General features: G+C 42.3%; 14 protein-coding genes and 2 pseudogenes. 10 read left to right on the top strand and 6 right to left on the bottom strand.

Annotated features, from left to right (window positions below; translation table 11 throughout):
• From CFT61_RS12890 to CFT61_RS12845, 9 genes are all read left to right on the top strand, one after another.
• Nucleotides 1-528, top strand: a complete 528-nt coding sequence (locus tag CFT61_RS12890) for a shikimate kinase (protein WP_089544827.1) — start codon at nucleotides 1-3, stop codon at nucleotides 526-528.
• A 108-nt stretch (nucleotides 529-636) separates the two neighbouring features.
• Nucleotides 637-2,529: a biosynthetic arginine decarboxylase gene (gene speA / locus CFT61_RS12885; protein ID WP_089544826.1), complete on the top strand. Its 1,893-nt coding sequence runs from the start codon at nucleotides 637-639 to the stop codon at nucleotides 2,527-2,529.
• A 19-nt stretch (nucleotides 2,530-2,548) separates the two neighbouring features.
• The gene (gene argB / locus CFT61_RS12880) at nucleotides 2,549-3,322 is read left to right on the top strand and encodes an acetylglutamate kinase (protein ID WP_089544825.1); all 774 of its coding nucleotides are present in this window, start codon (nucleotides 2,549-2,551) and stop codon (nucleotides 3,320-3,322) included.
• Nucleotides 3,323-3,387: 65 nt separating this feature from the next.
• Entirely contained in the window at nucleotides 3,388-3,903 is a 516-nt protein-coding gene (locus CFT61_RS12875) for an RNA polymerase sigma factor (RefSeq protein ID WP_089544824.1), read from the top strand.
• Nucleotides 3,893-4,393 (top strand): pyruvate ferredoxin oxidoreductase, encoded by a 501-nt coding sequence (locus tag CFT61_RS12870; RefSeq protein ID WP_089544823.1) that lies wholly within the window; start codon nucleotides 3,893-3,895, stop codon nucleotides 4,391-4,393. The genes CFT61_RS12875 and CFT61_RS12870 overlap by 11 nt, the downstream gene beginning before the upstream one ends.
• A gap of 295 nt (nucleotides 4,394-4,688) precedes the next feature.
• The gene (locus CFT61_RS12860) at nucleotides 4,689-6,260 is read left to right on the top strand and encodes an AAA family ATPase (RefSeq protein WP_089544821.1); all 1,572 of its coding nucleotides are present in this window, start codon (nucleotides 4,689-4,691) and stop codon (nucleotides 6,258-6,260) included.
• 545 nt (nucleotides 6,261-6,805) lie between these two features.
• Nucleotides 6,806-6,988: a hypothetical protein gene (locus CFT61_RS12855; RefSeq protein ID WP_089544820.1), complete on the top strand. Its 183-nt coding sequence runs from the start codon at nucleotides 6,806-6,808 to the stop codon at nucleotides 6,986-6,988.
• Between the two features lie 5 nt (nucleotides 6,989-6,993).
• The gene (locus CFT61_RS12850; protein ID WP_089544819.1) at nucleotides 6,994-8,937 is read left to right on the top strand and encodes a site-specific DNA-methyltransferase; all 1,944 of its coding nucleotides are present in this window, start codon (nucleotides 6,994-6,996) and stop codon (nucleotides 8,935-8,937) included.
• Between the two features lie 3 nt (nucleotides 8,938-8,940).
• Complete coding sequence (locus CFT61_RS12845) at nucleotides 8,941-11,616, top strand: DEAD/DEAH box helicase (RefSeq protein WP_089544818.1); 2,676 nt, start codon at nucleotides 8,941-8,943, stop codon at nucleotides 11,614-11,616.
• Between the two features lie 137 nt (nucleotides 11,617-11,753).
• Here CFT61_RS12845 and CFT61_RS12840 read toward each other — a convergent pair whose 3' ends face one another.
• From CFT61_RS12840 to CFT61_RS12815, 6 genes and pseudogenes are all read right to left on the bottom strand, one after another.
• Nucleotides 11,754-12,020, bottom strand: coding sequence for a hypothetical protein (locus CFT61_RS12840; protein WP_142990639.1), 267 nt, complete (start codon nucleotides 12,018-12,020; stop codon nucleotides 11,754-11,756).
• A 629-nt stretch (nucleotides 12,021-12,649) separates the two neighbouring features.
• A complete protein-coding gene (locus CFT61_RS17335) occupies nucleotides 12,650-13,126 on the bottom strand; it encodes a hypothetical protein (RefSeq protein WP_233522190.1) in 477 nt (158 codons plus the stop codon).
• Nucleotides 13,127-13,138: 12 nt separating this feature from the next.
• A pseudogene (locus tag CFT61_RS12830) lies at nucleotides 13,139-15,329 on the bottom strand (peptidase domain-containing ABC transporter).
• A 5-nt stretch (nucleotides 15,330-15,334) separates the two neighbouring features.
• Nucleotides 15,335-17,443, bottom strand: a complete 2,109-nt coding sequence (locus tag CFT61_RS12825; RefSeq protein WP_089544816.1) for a hypothetical protein — start codon at nucleotides 17,441-17,443, stop codon at nucleotides 15,335-15,337.
• Entirely contained in the window at nucleotides 17,433-17,663 is a 231-nt protein-coding gene (locus CFT61_RS12820) for a hypothetical protein (protein WP_089544815.1), read from the bottom strand. The genes CFT61_RS12825 and CFT61_RS12820 overlap by 11 nt, the downstream gene beginning before the upstream one ends.
• A gap of 401 nt (nucleotides 17,664-18,064) precedes the next feature.
• Nucleotides 18,065-18,547 carry a DUF3408 domain-containing protein gene (locus CFT61_RS12815; protein ID WP_089544814.1) on the bottom strand — a complete coding sequence of 161 codons (483 nt, stop codon included), beginning with the start codon at nucleotides 18,545-18,547 and terminating at the stop codon, nucleotides 18,065-18,067.
• Nucleotides 18,548-18,944: 397 nt separating this feature from the next.
• Here CFT61_RS12815 and CFT61_RS12805 point away from each other — a divergent pair.
• Nucleotides 18,945-19,135: pseudogene (locus CFT61_RS12805) on the top strand (helix-turn-helix domain-containing protein); the annotation flags it as partial.

The following is a 19,135-nucleotide window of genomic DNA, read 5'->3' as shown; positions in this document are numbered from 1 at the left end:
ATGAAGTCTATCATCATCATTGGATATATGGGAGCCGGCAAGACTACTGTCGGCAAGGCCCTCGCCAAAGAGCTTGGCGTGATGTTCTACGACCTCGATTGGTACATCGAGAGCCGCATGCGCAAAACCGTGAAGCAGATCTTTGACGAAGTAGGAGAAGAGGGATTCCGCCAGATAGAGCATAACATGCTACACGAGGTGGCGGAGTTTGAAAACGTAGTGGTTAGCTGTGGCGGAGGAACACCCTGTTTCTTCGACAACATGGAGTATATGAACCAGTCGGGCAACACCATCTACCTCAAGGCAACGCCAGAAACCCTCTATGCTCACCTCAAGATGGGCAAGGGCGTACGCCCCCTGCTGCTCAACAAGACTCCGGAGGAAGTACAGGTATTCATCCGCGAGCAGCTGAAGCAGCGCGAGCCTTTCTATGAGAAGGCAAAACATATCATAGACATCAATGTGATGGACAACTTGGATAAAGTAAACGAAACGGTACAGGAGGTTCGTAGCCTGCTGAACGTATAAAGAAAAAAGGTAAGCCAGCTCAAGACAAGAGACGGCTTACCTTTCTACGATTTATCATAAACAGAAAAAATTATAGAACAAACTTTTTAGCAAGACCAAGAACAGAAAATGAAGAAATGGACTATTGAAGACTCGAAGGAGCTCTACAACATAGGTGGTTGGGGCACTTCTTACTTTGGCATCAACGACAAGGGTGATGTCTATGTAACTCCATGCAAGGACAATACGCAGATAGACCTGCGCGACATCATGGACGAGTTGGCATTACGCGACATCAACGCTCCCGTACTGCTCCGTTTCCCAGACATCCTCGACAACCGCATCGAGAAGACAGCAAGCTGTTTTCAGAAGGCAAAGGAGGAATATGGTTACAAGGGGGAAAACTTTGTCATCTATCCTATCAAGGTAAACCAGATGCAGCCGGTTGTAGAGGAGATCATCTCTCATGGAAAGAAGTTCAACCTGGGACTGGAAGCCGGTTCCAAGCCAGAGCTTCATGCCGTTATCGCCGTACAGGCACAGAGCGACTCGCTCATCATCTGCAATGGCTACAAGGACGAGAGCTACATCGAACTTGCCTTGCTCGCACAGAAGATGGGTAAGCGCATCTTCATCGTGGTAGAAAAGCTCAACGAGCTGGATATCATCGCCAAGGTGGCAAGTAAGCTCAACGTGAAGCCAAACATCGGTATCCGCATCAAGCTCGCTTCTTCAGGCTCAGGAAAATGGGCTGAGAGCGGTGGCGATGCTTCGAAGTTCGGTTTGACAAGCGCCGAACTGCTCACCGCCCTCAACAAGATTGAGGAGATGGGATTCCACGACTGCCTGCGCCTCATCCACTTCCATATCGGAAGCCAGATTACCAAAATCCGCCGCATCCAGACGGCTCTCCGTGAGGCAGCACAGTTCTACATCAACCTCCACAAGATGGGCTACAATGTAGATTTCGTAGATTGTGGCGGTGGTCTTGGCGTAGATTACGACGGCACCCGTTCTGCCAGCAGCGAAAGCTCCGTGAACTATTCTATCCAGGAGTATGTAAACGACTGTGTCTATACTTTCGTTGATGCAGCCAACAAGAACAATATCAACCATCCTAACCTCATCACCGAGAGTGGCCGCTCGCTCTCTGCCCACCACTCCGTATTGGTGATTGATGTCTTGGAGACTGCTTCCCTGCCGGAAATGCCAGAGGAGTTTGAGGCAAAGGAGACTGACCACCAGCTGGTGAAGGACCTTTATGAGATATGGGACAACCTGAATCCTCGCAACATGTTGGAAGACTGGCACGATGCTGAGCAGATTCGCGATGAGGCATTGCAGCTCTTCTCTCATGGTATCGTAGATTTGAAGACCCGTGCCGAGATTGAGGCGATGTACTGGAGCGTATGCCACGAGATCAATAATCTTGCCAAACACATGAAGCACGTGCCTGAGGAGCTGAGAGGACTGGACAAGATTCTTGCCGACAAGTATTTCTGCAACTTCTCATTGTTCCAGAGCCTGCCAGACAGTTGGGCTATCGACCAGCTCTTCCCTATCATGCCTATCCAGCGTCTGGACGAGCGTCCTACCCGCAACGCTACCTTGCAGGACATCACCTGCGACAGCGACGGCAAGATTGCCAACTTCGTAACCGATGGTCATATCGGCAACGTTCTCCCTCTTCATCCATTGAAGAAGAACGAGCCATACTATCTCGGTGTGTTCCTTGTAGGTGCCTATCAGGAGATTCTGGGCGACATGCACAATCTTTTCGGCGACACCAATGCTGCCCATATTTCCGTAAAAGACGGCAAATACAGCATCGACCAGATATTCGATGGCGAGACCGTAGAGGAGGTATTGGATTACGTACAGTACAATCCAAAGAAGCTCGTCCGCCAGTTGGAGCAGTGGGTAACCAAGAGTGTGAAGGAAGGCAAGATTTCACTCGATGAGGGCAAGGAATTTCTGGGCACCTATCGCAATGGTCTCTTTGGATACACATATCTTCAATAAACATTCAACATAAGATAAGATGGAAAAAGTAACAGTAGTAAAGGTAGGCGGTGCCATCGTTGAAGACAGCGAACAGCTGGCACAGCTCTTGAAGGATTTCGCAGCCATTCCTGGCAAGAAAGTATTGGTACATGGCGGTGGACGCCGTGCCACCAAGGTAGCCGCAGCCCTTGGCATTGAGAGCAAGATGGTAAACGGCCGTCGCATCACAGATGCAGACATGCTGGAGGTGGTTACCATGGTTTATGGCGGTTTGGTAAACAAGAACCTGGTTGCCAAGCTTCAGGCTAACGGCGTGAATGCCCTCGGTCTGACAGGTGCCGACATGGACGTAATCCATAGTCATAAGCGCCCATTGAAGGACGGCATTGACTTCGGATTCGTAGGCGATGTAGAGCGTGCCAACGGCAAGATGCTCCAGACCCTGATCAACGAAGGCATCACCCCAGTGATGGCTCCGCTGACCCACGACGGAAAGGGCAATATCCTCAATACCAATGCCGACACCATCGCAAGCGAGACAGCCAAGGCTCTGGCTCCTTACTACGGCGTGACATTGATATATAGTTTTGAAAAGAAAGGCGTGCTCAGCAATTCTGAGGATGACGACAGCGTGATTCCAGTGATTACCCATGCCGATTTTGAGAGATATAAAGCAGACGGTACCGTGGCAGGCGGCATGATTCCAAAACTGGAGAATGCTCTCGCAGCCATCGATGCAGGCGTGAAAGAGGTGATTATCACCCTTGCTACCGCTATTGACGGAAAGCACGGAACCGTTATTAAGTGTTAAAAATAGAAATAATTCAGAGTTGCCTGTAACTTTCTTACAGGTAAGTCGTCATTAATTATAGAGGGATGAAAAAAATCAGTTTCCAAAACGATGTTTTGCCACTGAAGAATAAACTCTTCAGGCTGGCACTTCGCATTACTCTCAACCGGGAGGAAGCGGAGGACGTTGTGCAGGATACTATGATTAAAGTCTGGAATGCCCGCGACAGATGGCAGGAGCTTGACTCCATCGAGGCCTACAGCCTCACCATCGCCCGCAACCTCTCGCTCGACCGCATCAAGAAGATGGATAATCAGAATGATTCGCTGGAAGAGCAGACCACGGAAAGGCTCGACGAGACATCATCCACTCCTTCCGAACGAATGATTCAGAAAGACAAACTGAACATCGTAAGGAACATCATTAATGAGTTGCCCGAGAAGCAGCGCAGCTGTCTGCAACTTCGAGATATCGAAGGAAAATCCTATAAGGAAATAGCAGACATCCTCAGCATCACCGAAGACCAGGTCAAGGTGAACATCTTCAGGGCTCGACAAACAGTTAAACAAAGATTTCAACAATTCGACAGTTATGGATTATAAGTACATCAACCAACTTTTGGACCGCTATTGGAAGGCCGAGACTTCTCTCGAAGAAGAGGAGATTCTCCGTGCATTCTTCAGCCAGGACGAGTTGCCTGCCGAGCTGAAGCCATATCAGGCGCTCTTCTCTTACGAGATGGGCGAGGCTAAGCAAGAGACACTGGGTGATGACTTCGATCAGAAGATGATGGCGATGATTGAAGATGAATACACCAAGGAGCCTAACAAGGCGAAGGTCGTTTCATTGACAGAGCGTCTGAAGCCTCTCTTCAAGGCTGCTGCCGTAGTAGCTATCGTCCTGACCTTGGGCAACGCTGCCCAGGTTCCATTCCAGAACGATGTCGATAACCAGATTGAAAACGTAGGATACACCAAGAGTGGCAAGGGCGTTTCCGTAGCCATGGGCGATTCTGCTTCGGTTGACTCCATGCAGCGCACGGGCATCGACCAGATAAGCACCACCACTGCTTCCCCTACGATATTGAAGTAGTTATTTCTATGCTTTCTCTATATAAAAAATCATGTTTAGTAAAACAATTCTGAAACTGTGAAGTTTCAATTCTCTCAAATTTTTCATAACATACTAACGTATTAGGGCTGCCAGGATGTACTGGCAGCCCTTGCTGTTTTATATAAAAGGTAACAGAAAATACGAATCGAAAAAGAAGATTACTTATTGCGATGAGAAGAAAAAGACAGAGAACAATCCTCTTTTTCAAGCATTTTCTTTGTTAGTCTCGTTATTTTTCGTAACTTTGCCACAAATATAAAAATGGCAGCAATATATGAATTATCTTAATAAGGGAAATGATGGTTTTGCATCGCTACGCAACTCAAAGTTTGTGGATAAGAGTTTGCTGATAGCGGAAGTGAACTCTGCGATGATGACAGAGAATCGCTTTCTCTGTGTTACTCGTGCCCGAAGGTTTGGCAAGTCGGTAGCCGTAAAAATGCTCAATGCATACTATGATAAGTCATGCGATTCCCAGAACTTGTTTCAAGGACTTGCCATTAGCAAAGACGAGGATTTCGAGAAACATCTCAATCGCTATCCTGTACTCTATTTAGACATGACGGATTTTGTGACCAAATATGGCAATGATGAACAGTTGGTAGAGCATATCAAACGTGATATTTGCGAGGAATTACTGGAGTTGTACAAGGGTGTTGTGATGAAGCCTAATGACGATTTGATGGATTTGCTTGTAAGTATCGTAAATCAGACAGGAGAGAAGTTTGTGTGCTTAATAGATGAATGGGATGCGCTTTGTCGTGAGGGACAGGAAAAGCAAATGGACGAATATGTCAACCTTTTGCGCCGTCTTTTCAAAGGAAGCATGTCAGAATATGTATTTGCATGCTCATACATGACTGGCATTCTGCCTATCAAACGCTATAATACACAATCAGCACTGAATAATTTCGATGAATATACAATGCTGAGTCCTGCTCAACTTGCACCTTATTTCGGCTTTACGGAAAATGAAGTAGAGCAGTTGTGTACCGAAGTGGGAATGGATGCCTATAAGATGAAACGATGGTATGACGGATATGAGTTGGGCGCAGAGAAAGCTATGTACAATCCGTATGCTGTGATGCGTGCCTTGAAGCGCAAATCGTATGAGAGTTTTTGGACTAGTACTAATACTTTTGAAAGTTTGAAACGTTATATCACGATGAACTTTGAAGGTTTGAAGGATGATATCATCAGTGCTCTCAATGATGTTCCTGTACGGGTGAATGCGTTGCGTTTTAGCAATGATATGCACAAAGTGGATTGTAAAGATGACGTGCTCACCCTTCTTTGCCATTTGGGCTATCTCTCATATAACAATGAAACCAAATGCGCTAGCATTCCAAACTATGAAGTACGCCAGGAATTTGAAACGGCCATTGCCGACACAAGTTGGCGAGAGGTGACGAGTGCTTTGGAACACTCGGAGGATTTAATGGTTCATTTGCTTCATGGCGATGAGGAAGAGGTGGCTTCATGTGTAGCGGAAATACATGAACAGAATACCAGCATATTGAAGTATAACGATGAAAATTCCTTGGCTTGTGTGCTGTCCTTGGCATTTTATACAGCGAGAAATCGCTATGAGATAATTCGTGAATTGCCAACGGGCAAAGGTTTTGCCGACATAGTACTATTGCCTCATAGAAATGTAGATGTTCCTGCTGTTGTTCTGGAATTGAAATGGAATGAGAAGGCGGAAACTGCAATCAGTCAAATCAAGCGGCAGAATTACGTGAAACCTTTGATGCATTATGTTGGCGATGTAATCCTTGTAGGTATTAACTACGATAAACATTCCAAGAAACATAGTTGCAAGATAGAGACTGTAAAAAAGAGATAACAATATAGAAGCAACACATGAACGAAATATTAACGAACTATTGAGATATTAAAGAGGGTGCGTCATGGACTATGACACACCCTCTTTATCGAACAAAGAATGGCGACGGATGTGGCGAACCTTATCTCACCTATGGGATACCATTTCTTTCTTCATTTCAATTATGATTCCGTTCATCATTCTAAAAGATCCCTAATAGGGACGAGGCTCAATCGATACTAGGGACGAGGCTCAATCGATACTAGGGACTAAAAAGCGACACTATTGGGTGCGTCTATCGCTTATATGGATAATACGCACCAAATGGACTTATTACTTAAAACGAATGATAAATGAAAATATTTCCCTCATTTATGCGAGAGTTTAGAAAAAAGTTTGTATTTTTGCAGTGGGTTCATAATAAGGCGTCTTACAAGATGAAATCACGTAACAGAGAAGTCATCTTCAACATCGAGCAGTCGTACTTACGAAGGAACTCCTTTACCAATGGAAGCAATTCAAGGAAGGTAAAACTATAAGAATAATAAAAATAAAAAAGTAAGAACATGTATCAGAATGAAGGTTATTGGAATGTGAAGCCTAAAATCAAGGCTGTATCGTTCCAAAAGAGAGGTAAGTTTGAAGTTACCCTGCAAGACGGTCGTTCTATAACGATGCCTATTTCTGCTTTTCCAAGCATGAAGAAAGTGCCTGTTAAAGTCCTTACTCCTCACTCCCATAAACTATAGATATAATGCCAACACTTAATTGGATAGGAAAAGACAAAGTGGTGGGGCATCATAATGATGTGCCCTATCATGTATTGGAACATCAATACGGTTATTCTGCCGAAAAAGGGCAGACAACAGAACCAACCCATAGTGGCAACATGATTATCCATGGAGATAATCTGTTGGCACTCAAATCTCTTATGCCCATGTATGAGGGAAGAATCAAATGCATCTATATAGACCCTCCTTATAACACAGGTAACGAAAATTGGGTTTATAACGACAATGTAAACGACCCTCATATCAAGAAATGGCTTGGAGAAGTAGTGGGCAAAGAAGGAGAAGACTTGAGCCGACACGACAAGTGGCTCTGCATGATGTATCCTCGTCTCGTATTGATGAAGAAACTTTTGAGTGAGGATGGTGCAATCTTTATATCTATTGGTGATGCTGAGGATGCACAACTACGCAAGATCTGCGATGAGATTTTTGGAGTAACTTGCTTTGTGGCTAATATTGCATGGCAAAAGACCTATTCGCCAAGAAACGACAAGAAGGGATTACCTACCGAAACGGAACATTTATACGTGTATGGTAAGAACCCAAACTGGACACCATACAAGCTCGAACGCACCGAGGAAATGGATTCCAAATACAAGAATCCAGACAATGATTTTGCATTATGGAGAAGCGACAATCCTTGCGCCCCTAACGCAAGGACTCACCAAACGATGGTTTACGCCATCCAGCATCCATTTACTGGTGAACTTTTATATCCATACAATGCTTCATGTTGGCGTTACCAACAAACAGACATGCTTAATCACATGAACGGTTGGTGCGAATACGAACTGCGCGACATCAACGATGCGGACCGCAGAGCCGAGATTTGTGGTGTCTCGCCAACTGAGGTTAGGGAAGGCATCAAGGCTATCATGCTAAAAGAACCTTTAGAAATATCACAAGCCAAGGCTAAAGCCGTATATGAGAGAGGGCAATGGCCTAAGTTCTACTTCACGAAAGGAGGCTTGGGAGGCATCGCACGTAAAACATACCTTACAAAGGTTGAGGGCAAACTTGCCACAAACTTTTGGCCCTACTCAGAAGTCGGCCACACCGATGAAGCCAAGAAAGAAATCAAAACCATCTTCGAAGGCAAATGCCCATTCGAAACACCCAAGCCCACCCGCTTGTTGAAGCGCATCATTGACATAGCGACGGAAGAAGACAGCATCATTCTCGATTGCTTTGCAGGAAGCGGGACTACAGGTCATGCTGTATTGATGGAGAACCAACAGAAGCCTGAAAGCCAACGCAAGTTTATCATGATTGACATCATGGACTATGCCGAAACGGTTGCTGCCGAACGTATTCGCCGTGCCATTTCAGGCTATCTCTTCAAGGGCAAGAAAGAAGAGGAAATTTACTGCAAGAAACTGACAGCCAAGAACATCCTCAATGCCGAAGAGTTTTTGAAAGAAGCCGAAAGCATCTCTATTGAAAAGGTCAACGAATATACCAAGATTAGCAAGCCAAAGATTGCAGACAACTGCCTGAAAGTAATCGGCACGAAAATATATGATGACAAAATGGAAGGCTTAGGCGGTGCATTCGACTATTACGAATTAGGTGCCCCACTCTTCAACGAAGATGGCAACTTGAACGAGGAGGTCGGCATAGAAAAGATAAGAGAATACATATACTATGCCGAGACCAAGCAGCCTCTCTTACGCCAACATGACAAGGACGAAGAATTCCTACTCGACGAGTACAACCGAGCAGGCTATTACTTCTATTATCAAACAGACAAGGCAACAACACTAAGCTTCGACACATTGGCAAACATCGTAAAAAACAAGCACGAGATGTACATCATCTACGCCGACCGTTGTTTGCTCGATGAGAAGTTCATGACTGAGCATCACATCAAGTTCAAGAAGATACCACGTGACATCAAACGATTTTAGATTATGGAATTGAAACAATATCAGCAAGCAGTCCTCAACGACCTTGCCCAATACATAGCTATCCTAAAGGAGCAAGGAAGCAACCATAAGGCTTTCTCCACCTACTGGAAGCAAAATGGCATTACCCTCCAACAAGGTGAAGAGACCTTTCATCCCTATTGCGACACCATGAATGGAGCTCCAAACATGACGATAAAAGTACCTACCGCAGGAGGTAAGACTTTTATCGCCTGCAATGCCATACGCACTATCTTCGACGCAATGCCTGTGAATAGGACTAAAGTCGTAGCATGGTTTGTACCATCAGACACAATACTCAAACAGACATACGAGAATCTAAAGAATCCACAACATCCTTATCGTCAAAGAATTGATACGCTCTTCAATGGAAGAGTTGAAGTGTATGACAAGCAAGCCCTTCTATTCGGTCAAAACTTCAACCCAACTATCATAAAAGAGCAACTGAGTATTTTCGTATTGAGCATCCAATCATTTGCCACGAAAGCCACAGACAAGCGATTAGTGTATAACGAGAATGAGAATCTTGCCGAGTTTGCCAAGACCTACTCTCCTAACGAGAAACATATCGAAGGTGCCGACGAGACCTCACTCATTCAAGTCATCGCCCATCTCAATCCCGTCACGATTATCGACGAGAGCCATAACTTCGAGGGTGACCTACGCATCGATACGCTTACCAACATCAACCCTTGCTTCGTGCTCAACCTGACAGCCACTCCACGCAACAAGAGCAACATCATCAGTTTTGTTGACCCAGCAAGCCTGAAAAGAGAAAACATGGTCAAACTCCCTGTCATGGTGAGCAACTACCAGAATCATATAGATGTAATCAATAGCGCCATAGCCCTCAGAAAGAACTTGGAAGACAAAGCCAAGAGCGAAGAGACGAATGGCGGCGACTATATTCGTCCTATCGTCCTTTTCCAAGCACAACCCAAGAATGACGAAGACAGCGTAACCTTCTCCAACATCAAGGCTAAACTCGTGAAAGCAGGAATCCCAAATGAGGAAATCAAGATAAAGACAGCCAATCAAAATGAGTTGAAAGGCATCGACTTGATGAGCCGAGAATGTCCTGTGAGATACATCATCACAGTCAACGCCTTGAAAGAAGGATGGGATTGTCCGTTCGCCTACATCTTGGCATCGGTAGCCAATCGCTCTTCCAAGATTGACGTGGAACAAATATTAGGCCGTATCTTGCGCCAGCCTTACACGAGACAGCATGGCAGTGCCTTGCTCAACATGTCGTATGTACTCACATCATCCACCAATTTCCACACCACCATCGACAATGTGGTGGAATGCCTGAGAATGTCGGGGTACAGCCGTCGTGACTATATCGCAAACGACACGACGATAAACAAGACGGATACTCCAAATGAACCTATGCTAAACTTCAGAAACGACGAAGCTCTAAAACTTGGCAGTGTTAACGATCCCAAGAATGGCGAGACCGCCCAAGAAGAGCAATCCGAATGGAACTTTAAAGCAGAAGACATCATCATGCCTTCTACCTCACAACAAAAAGCGATACAAGAAGACTCCGCCACCATTTCGCTCATGAAACAGGCGGAGGAAATGAGCCGAACTTACGAACGGCAAGTGAAGGAATCCACCAATAGTGGAATAAGCGAAGAAATCATGCAAAAGACAAACATATACCCTATCAGAAAAAGCTACGAAGATTTAGCAGAGAGTATCTTATTGCCCAAGTTCTATGTCAATACCGAAAAAGACTATGGGATATTCGGTACAAGCAGCACCAAGATTCTCGTTACTCCAGAAGTATTGCTCGAAGGCTTCAATCTCTTGGCAGAAGACCGTCACATCGAATTCAACTATAACACTTCCAACATCAGAAGGATTGACATTGACAAGAACAACGAGAATGACATCACTGCTTTTACAGTCAAGGAGAAAGAGGCCTTCGAATTAGAAAACTTCTATGGCAACATCCAAGACAAGAATAGCATTATCGTTCAGTTGTCTAAGTCCATCAGAGACGATATAACACAAGACAACAGCATATCTGACGGCGAATTGCATACCTACATTACAAACGTGCTTCAAGATTACGACTTGTCGCACCTCCAAATGTTAGGAAAGAACTTGAATGAGACCGTGCAGTCGTTCAAGAGCAAAGTCAAGGCTCTCAAAATATCCTATGCTAAGAGACAATTCGAGGGCAAGATACGCTCCGGGCAAATCTCTTTGCAACCCACAGAACATCTCCCTAACGATATTATATTGAGCAAAGACAAGGCACCAGCCATTGAGAAGAAAATGTATCAAGAGGAAGAAGGCTTCAATGGGTTTGAGAGAACAGTCATTGAGCAGGTAATCAGCCTTGACTGCGTAAAATGCTGGCATCGCAATCAAGAAAGAGGGAAAGGTTTCTGCATCAATGGTTTTATCAATGCTTATCCTGATTTTATCATTATTCTCAACAATGGCATCACAGTCATGTTAGAGACCAAGGGCAATTATCTTGATGGTTCTGATAGCAAGAACAAGTTGGTTTGTGGAGATACATGGTCTAAGTTGGCAGGAGCTAAATTCTACTATTTTATGGTATTTGAGAATTCCCCCATAGAAGGAGCGGTAAGTGTCAATACTTTCATCAACAATCTCCAGCAATTAGGGGCTAATCAATAGAGAGCATCGACCAGCAACTCTATCATAAGTATTCCCTTGCTCACGAGATGAAATCGCCTTTATAATGGCTTAGCTATACAACAAAAACAATCCCTATAGCGATAATAAACCATTGCTATAGGGATTGCCTTGTAAAATTAATTAGAAAGGCTAACTTTTCCATTCTCCGAGCAGACGATGCGCTGCTCGGTTCCATTCTTCAGTTTCACGATGATGCCCACGGCACCCTGCTCACTTGGGGTAAAGTAATCTACCGATGCAATTTCGCCCGGTTCTGTATCAGAACTTGGTTCATATACGCAGACGAAAGGATGATTCCAAACCTCATCCTTCTGGCGAGCCACGAAGGTCAATACCGGCAGGTCGATTACCTTATAAGTCATGTATAAAACTTTCTGTGTCATGCGATATTTCATTTGTTTTTGCTAATAATACGATTGGAAAGAGGGATATACGTAGTCTTTTATAGACTTTCCTGTCATCATTGATGGCTCACGCCGGTCATCATTTAAGCCTCCTGCCAGTCATCATTGATGGCTCCCGACTAGCTCAAGAAGGAGAACTTGAAGGGGGTGGTTTTCCTGATGGGGGTTAACAGGTTAACAGTTAACAGCCCGAAAATGCATACTACTCCCCGCTCACATATAATAATAAGTATATATATATTTAAATATAATAAGGTACGCAGGAGGGGGAGGATGCAAAAAACAGCTGTTAACTGTTAACCTGTTAACTCCTTGCCCTCTTTGTTAACGAATCTAACTCACTCTAAATTGGGCTTTGATTGAAAATCAAGAAGTTGGGCGTTTGCCTATATTATATAGGTAACAATATGGAAACGAGCGGACTTCTGCTCGTTTCTGTATTTTGCAATATGCAAAGAACGCCTCAATTCGGGGACAAAGATACGACAATTTTCTAAATATCCCATAACTAGCAAGGAGAAATTTACGGAATTTAGAACTTTTTGAGTTAAATCTGATGCTTACCAACAATATGTATCCAAAAACAAACAGCAGTATTCGGATATAGCTTATCCGAATACCTGCTGCCATAACGTTTTGTTGCTGACGATGATTCTGACATCGGCTTTCATGTACTTTTGCAACACAGGGGACTTTTGTCCCTGTGTACTCACAGTGGCTATAGCCATAAAATAGTTACCATCTTCCCTATGTATGAGCCTGGCTTTATGGCTTGTGATGTCGCAGTTATAAGATGCATTATCGTTGCCCTCGAAAGATACATGAGCCGTCCTTGGCTCATCGAAAAGATACAAATACTTGTATGGCACAAACACTTGCACTGTTCTTTGATTGATGACCTCACCATTAGCCTCTATGGATATAGGATAAGGTATCTTGTAGAAAGCAACTGCGAGGGCGAGGACTATTATCGTAATGACAACCGTTCCCAAGCTGACGAGGCGAGGAGGAACTTTGCCTATCACGTTCCTCACCTTCTCGCTTCTCAACTCGATATTATCTGATTCTTTTTCATTCTGTTCCATATCAAAAGCATTTTAGTTTCCCAATTCCAACTGATTCTTCACAAGGTTATAATATGCCCCTCGCTTGGCGGTCAAAGACTCATGGTTGCCTATCTCAACCACCTTTCCATGGTCGATGACCACGATTTGGTCGGCATTCTTCACCGTGCTTAGGCGATGAGCCACAATCACAACGGTCTTGCCCTTATAGAACTTATCCAAGTTCTCCACGATGCTTCTCTCATTATTGGCATCGAGCGAGTTTGTAGCCTCGTCAAGGAATATATAGTCAGGATTCTTGTAAACCGCCCTTGCAATCAAGATACGCTGTTTCTGTCCTTGGCTTAGTCCCACGCCATCACGTCCAATCTTGGTATTGAACTTCAGAGGCAAAGCCATTACATACTCCTTGATACAAGCTATCTCGGCTGCTTTCAACAACCGTTCCTTGTCTATATCGCATCGTCAACGGCAATGTTTCGTGCTATACTCTCCGAGAAGATAACGCCATCCTGCATCACTACGCCACATTGTCTGCGCCACCATTTCTTGTTGAGCTTGTTAATGTTGGTATTGCCAATGTTGATTTGTCCCTCCAAGACAGAATAATAACCTAGCATTAAGCGGATGAGGGTGGTCTTTCCACTGCCAGATGCGCCAACGATGGCTGTTACCTTACCGTGCGGAATGTGAATGCGCACATCATCTATGGTCTTGCGCAAAGCATGTGGGTCGTACTTGAATATGATGTTCTTGATGTCAATGCCCTCATTCTTATCTTCAATAGAAGTCAGCAAGCCTTCCTTTCCATTCTCATCATCCATCTGGTGAATCTCGTTGATACGTTCCAAGCTAATCTTCACATCTTGCAGGGAATAAAAGAAGTTCATCAATTGATCTACAGGTGTATTTAATTGACCAATAATATACTGTATGGCAAGCATCATGCCAAGGGTCATGTCTCCGTGAATTACCGCTGTTGCAGCTATAACTGTAATGATGGTATTTTTTGTTTCATTGATGAATATGCACCCAGCTTCTTGCATTTGTTGGAGTTTGAGCGATTTCATCTGTACTCCAAACAAATCAGCTTGTGTATCTTCCCATTCCCATCTTCTGCGTTGCTCACAATCCTGCAATTTGATTTCTTGCATAGAGGTGATGAACTCATAAGTTTTGTTGTTGTTGATGGCTTGCTGTTCAAATAACTCATAATCTAGTACTTTCCTCCGTCTTAAGAATAGAGTCATCCATGCGCCATAGAGAACACTTCCAAGCAAGAAGATAGCAAACACAAATTTATCGTATAAAAACAGCACCACAGAAAACACAACAAAAGTGAACATCGCAAATGTTATGTTGAGTGTCTGCTGTGTGAGAAATTTATTCACACGACTATGGTCACTCATTCTTTGCATCAAATCTCCCATAAGCTTTGTGTCAAAGAAAGACATTGGAAGCTTCAGTAATTTAATGAAGAAGTCACTCAATAGTGAAATGTTAATGCGCAAGGAGATATGAAGCAATAACCATCTACGGATAAAGTCAATAGCAGTTCGGCTAATTGTTAGCATTAGCTGTCCCAACAATATAAGCCAAACAAAACCAATGTCTTGGTTTTTGATGCCAACATCAACAATAGATTGGGTGAGAAATGGCAAGACTAACTGTAAAAGGCTTCCAACAACCAAACCTAGTATAATTTGCCCAAAATACTTACGATATTTCTTCACATACCCCAAGAGAAAACGAAAAGACCGCTTTTCTTTTATGCTCTCTTCATTCTGCATCTTGTAAGCAAAAAAGGCAGGTGTAGTTTCCAAGAACATAGCGATGCCCTTATCTTCACCATTGGTATTTGTGCTTAGCCAATGTTTCTTGAATTCATCAAGAGTATAAGTTATCAAACCTTTTCCTGGGTCAGCAATATAGTATTTGTTGTTCTTTATAAAACGACAAAATGATTTTGATTCCAATGCAAAATGCAAGGAAGAGGAACAATTTGTAACTTATTGATACTGGTTCTTGCAGCTATAGCATGAAAACCAAGAATCGTAGCAGACTCACTTAATCCCATTAAAGACACTCCCTCTTTATTAGCATGACATAAGTTTGCCATAGTTTCTATGGAAATGCTACGACCGAAAAACTTACATATCATACACAAACAAGCTATGCCACATTGCATAGAATCATGTTGTATGAAAAGTGGAAATTTTTTCATTATTTTTATTTTACGATACCATCTATGTTGTCCGAATTATTTAATCTTTTATTTCTTGCCTTATAAGATTTACCCCAATTTATGTCATAGGCAACACCTAGGGTTATCATATTAGCATTGTCTTTTATTCTGAAATGCTCAGTTTTATATAAATCATTTCTAGCATACTCGAAACCAGAACTCTGAACATATTTTTTAAACGGATTCCATATTCCAAGTGAGAAAGTCATTCTTTTGTATTTATAGGAACAATCAACGCTACCTGTGGATTCTCCGTAAAAACTTTTCATTCCAAATAATTCCTTTGGATTATGATTGAAAGATATATTTGCAGAAAAGTTTTTCAGGTAGAACACTATCTTCCCACCATATGTATAGTCTGTTAAAGAGAAAGTTTCGTCTTCTATTCTAAATTTATAATAGTTGTATGAAATATAACCATCAATGAACAACATATCCTTTATGATGTCAAAGCTTGTGTAAAAATCTATTTTACTAACAGTTTTTGAATCAAAATTTATATGTTGATAACCTAATTTCCCATTTTGACAATAAATACCAGGCGCAAAAAGATTTTTTGCACTTTCGATATTGTAGTTTAGTGAAATATACCATCTGTTAGGATTCCAAGATAAAGATAATTTATGTTTTATGTTGTCATAAGGATGCAAGGCAGAATTGCCTGTTTCGAATTCATATCTATTCAAACTTTTTGTAATTCCACTTAATGTTGACAAGCTTGGTATTGTTGGTTGCATTGAAAATTGATAAGACATACTAAAATTGTCTAAAGGCATATACTTAATTCTGCCTAAAGGACGATATAATACTTTGTAAAAAGAATTGCCACCTTCCTTGAAACTAACCCAATTTATACCTATTCCTCCCATGTAGTAGATATTTTTAACATTCCCCGAGAATTGGGTATAAGCATATAAATTTTGGTCTTTTGAATCAAAATCATTTATAATATCATAACTATATAAATTGTGAGTGTCTGAATATTTGTATCTTAAACCAGAATCCCATGAAAGATTTTTTAAAGAATAAGTATGCATGATTTCTGTTATAAGAGACTTACGCTTTCCTTCTACCCCATACTCAAAATGGGAATTATTTTCGTTTACATTTTCAGTATATGAATAATCATAGTTTGTCTGTAATATTTTTCCTACCATATTAAAGAGCAATGACTGTTTGGAGGAAATTTTATATTCAGAAAACAAGTCTATTGCAGGTGAATGACTTTTGTCTTTTGGTGACCTAAATGAATTTCCTATCAAACTTTTCTTATCAAATATCTCCTGTGAGCAATTTTGATTGGTGTTTCGGTTTGTACTATAGTTGAATTTTATATTAAATGTAAAGTTATTCTTATAATAATTATATGCAGCATCTATATTTTGAAGAAAGTATCCATATGGCGATTCGATGCCCTTTCTGGATATTTCAACATCTTCATTTTCTAGATACGTATCTGTGTATGAATTGGAATAATCTCGGTACTTGCTATTATAGCTTAGGCTAAACAAACTGTTTGCCTTGTTAAATTTGACATAAGCACTATTATATAGCGACATTGTTGTTAGAGCTGCATCTTCATAGAGTCCAAATTGTCCACCAGAAGTATGCCTTTTGGTTACAATGTTAATGATTGCACTAATGTTGCTGTCATTATATCGTGCTCCTAATTTATCAAAAAGCTCTATCTTTTTTACATCGCTTGGGATTATCGTCAAAAAATCTGCAATAGTGGCATCAATGTTGTTGATTTTAAAAAGTATATTACTTCCATCAATAGTTGTTGCATTCTTGTTCTGGCGGTCAACGATTACTCCTGGCAGTTTTATTTTGCTCAGCAAATCCCATGCAGATGATGATGCCTTCTGCATATTAGAAGTTGGAATTAATATTAAGCGGTCTGATTTTGTTATGATATTTGAACCTTTCACAACGACATCTGACAAGCTAAAGATTCTAGATGTATCAGACAAGCTCTTTGATATTGTATCGGTTACTATAAAATCAGAGTCTATTGTGAAAAGACATTTTTCCCCACTAAAAACATCCAAAGTAACCCAAAGAAGAAAAAATATACAAAAACTATTTCTCATTATTACTTTCTATTAAAAAGTTGTAAAAATCTTCTATAATATAATTCTCCTTACCATATTTCTTGTTAAGTATGCAAGGTAAATTCTCTCCCTTTTCAAATTGCTGATTCTGATTCTGATTTTTGTCATCATTACCACCTGTCACGACTACCAAACAATCGTCAGACAGGACATCTTCTCCCAATAAGGATACTAATGTAGAAAAATGTCTTTCTTCCATACTTGATGTTTTAGGATCCTACCCTGTTAAATTAATATTGAATTGTTCTTATTGCTATAAAACTACAAAAATAATATTTTTATCAAAACGTTGCGCATCTTTTAACACAGTTTAATATAAAATGTTTGAAAATGCTAATTTTGGGTGGATTTTAGCTGTATTCTGTTGCATTGTATAGTGCTACTATTTGGTAACTATATTCCTGTATGCTTGTCATTCTGTACACTGTTTACAGTTGGTACACTCACTTTCTGCGACCGTCGGGAGCAAAATTCCTCCGCCCTCATGGTGGAGCGAGGCGTTTTGGGATTCCCAAAACATAACCTCGCTCCCTCTCAGAACACGTTAGTTGGAACTACTGCCTTTCAGCTATCCACGTCCAAGGTCGCAGACCTTAATTCTCACAATTTGCGCCAAGCCTCGAAGTCCTCTTCATAAAGGCTTAGGTGGTGGCGCACGATGTTCTCGATGATGCCCGATACGCTCATGCGTCTCCCTCCGAGGATGCGGACGACACGATCAAGACGGTCTCGTACATCGGAACTGACGAAGACTGGCTTGCGGTCGTCAATCCTTGGAACCTGGAGGAAGGTCTGCTGATACTCCTCCAATGTCGCCTTGCGCTGCTTGCCGCTGATGCGCTTCTGCGGATTCGGTGGCGATTGAGCCTCGTTCGTTGATGTTTCCTCTCTATAGGGAGTTGTTGCAGCAACTTTCTCTACAATTGATCTCAACTCTGGGTTCTCTACATCATCATAGAGAGAATTACAACTACTTGGATTGGCTTTGTTGCCATACGTAGATGGGTTAACAAAATCCAAATACTCTTTTTCCATCAGTTCCTTTTGCTCAGGAGCCAAGACTGCATCTTTTGTTCTTGCCATAGCTTATGCTGTTTTATTTGTTAGTATAGTGGTCACGGTTAGCACCATTGACCGATTGTCGGGTGCAAAGTAAGTGTACTGAGTGCAGCCATGCAACTGATTGGGTGTAACGTGGCAATTTAGTTGTGGCTTGCTTATTTGCATACCGAGATAGTTGTGAGAACTTCAACGTATTTCTCAACTCATCATTGTTCATGTATTCGTTGCAGTCGTGCAAGTTTTTCTTGTTGTTTTTGGCGTTGAAGTCGGCAAACCCCGGCAACATACTGCCACAGAAATTGAAAACGCTTGTTTTTAGATTGCCGTGCCTTATCTTTGCACTCACAAACGTGGAGCACAGCATATGCGTGGAGCTTTGCGACATATAACATAGTATTAACTTAGAAAAAAGAAAAGTATGGGATTCATCGTATTCGAGGAAGAGGCATTCAACTATCTTGATGCCCAGTTGGAGAACTTCGTGAAGCGCATGGACAGAATCCGTGAGCGCAGTGAGGACAAGACCATGAACAAGTGGCTCGACACGCAGGACGTGTGTCAGACGCTCAACATCTGCCCACGGACAGTACAGACGCTTCGGGACAACGG

Origin of the sequence: Segatella copri, from assembly GCF_002224675.1 — a bacterium.
Classification (GTDB): domain Bacteria; phylum Bacteroidota; class Bacteroidia; order Bacteroidales; family Bacteroidaceae; genus Prevotella; species Prevotella copri_U.
The sequence above is the reverse complement of the archived record's forward strand: the minus strand, read 5'-3'. Positions and strand labels throughout refer to the sequence as shown.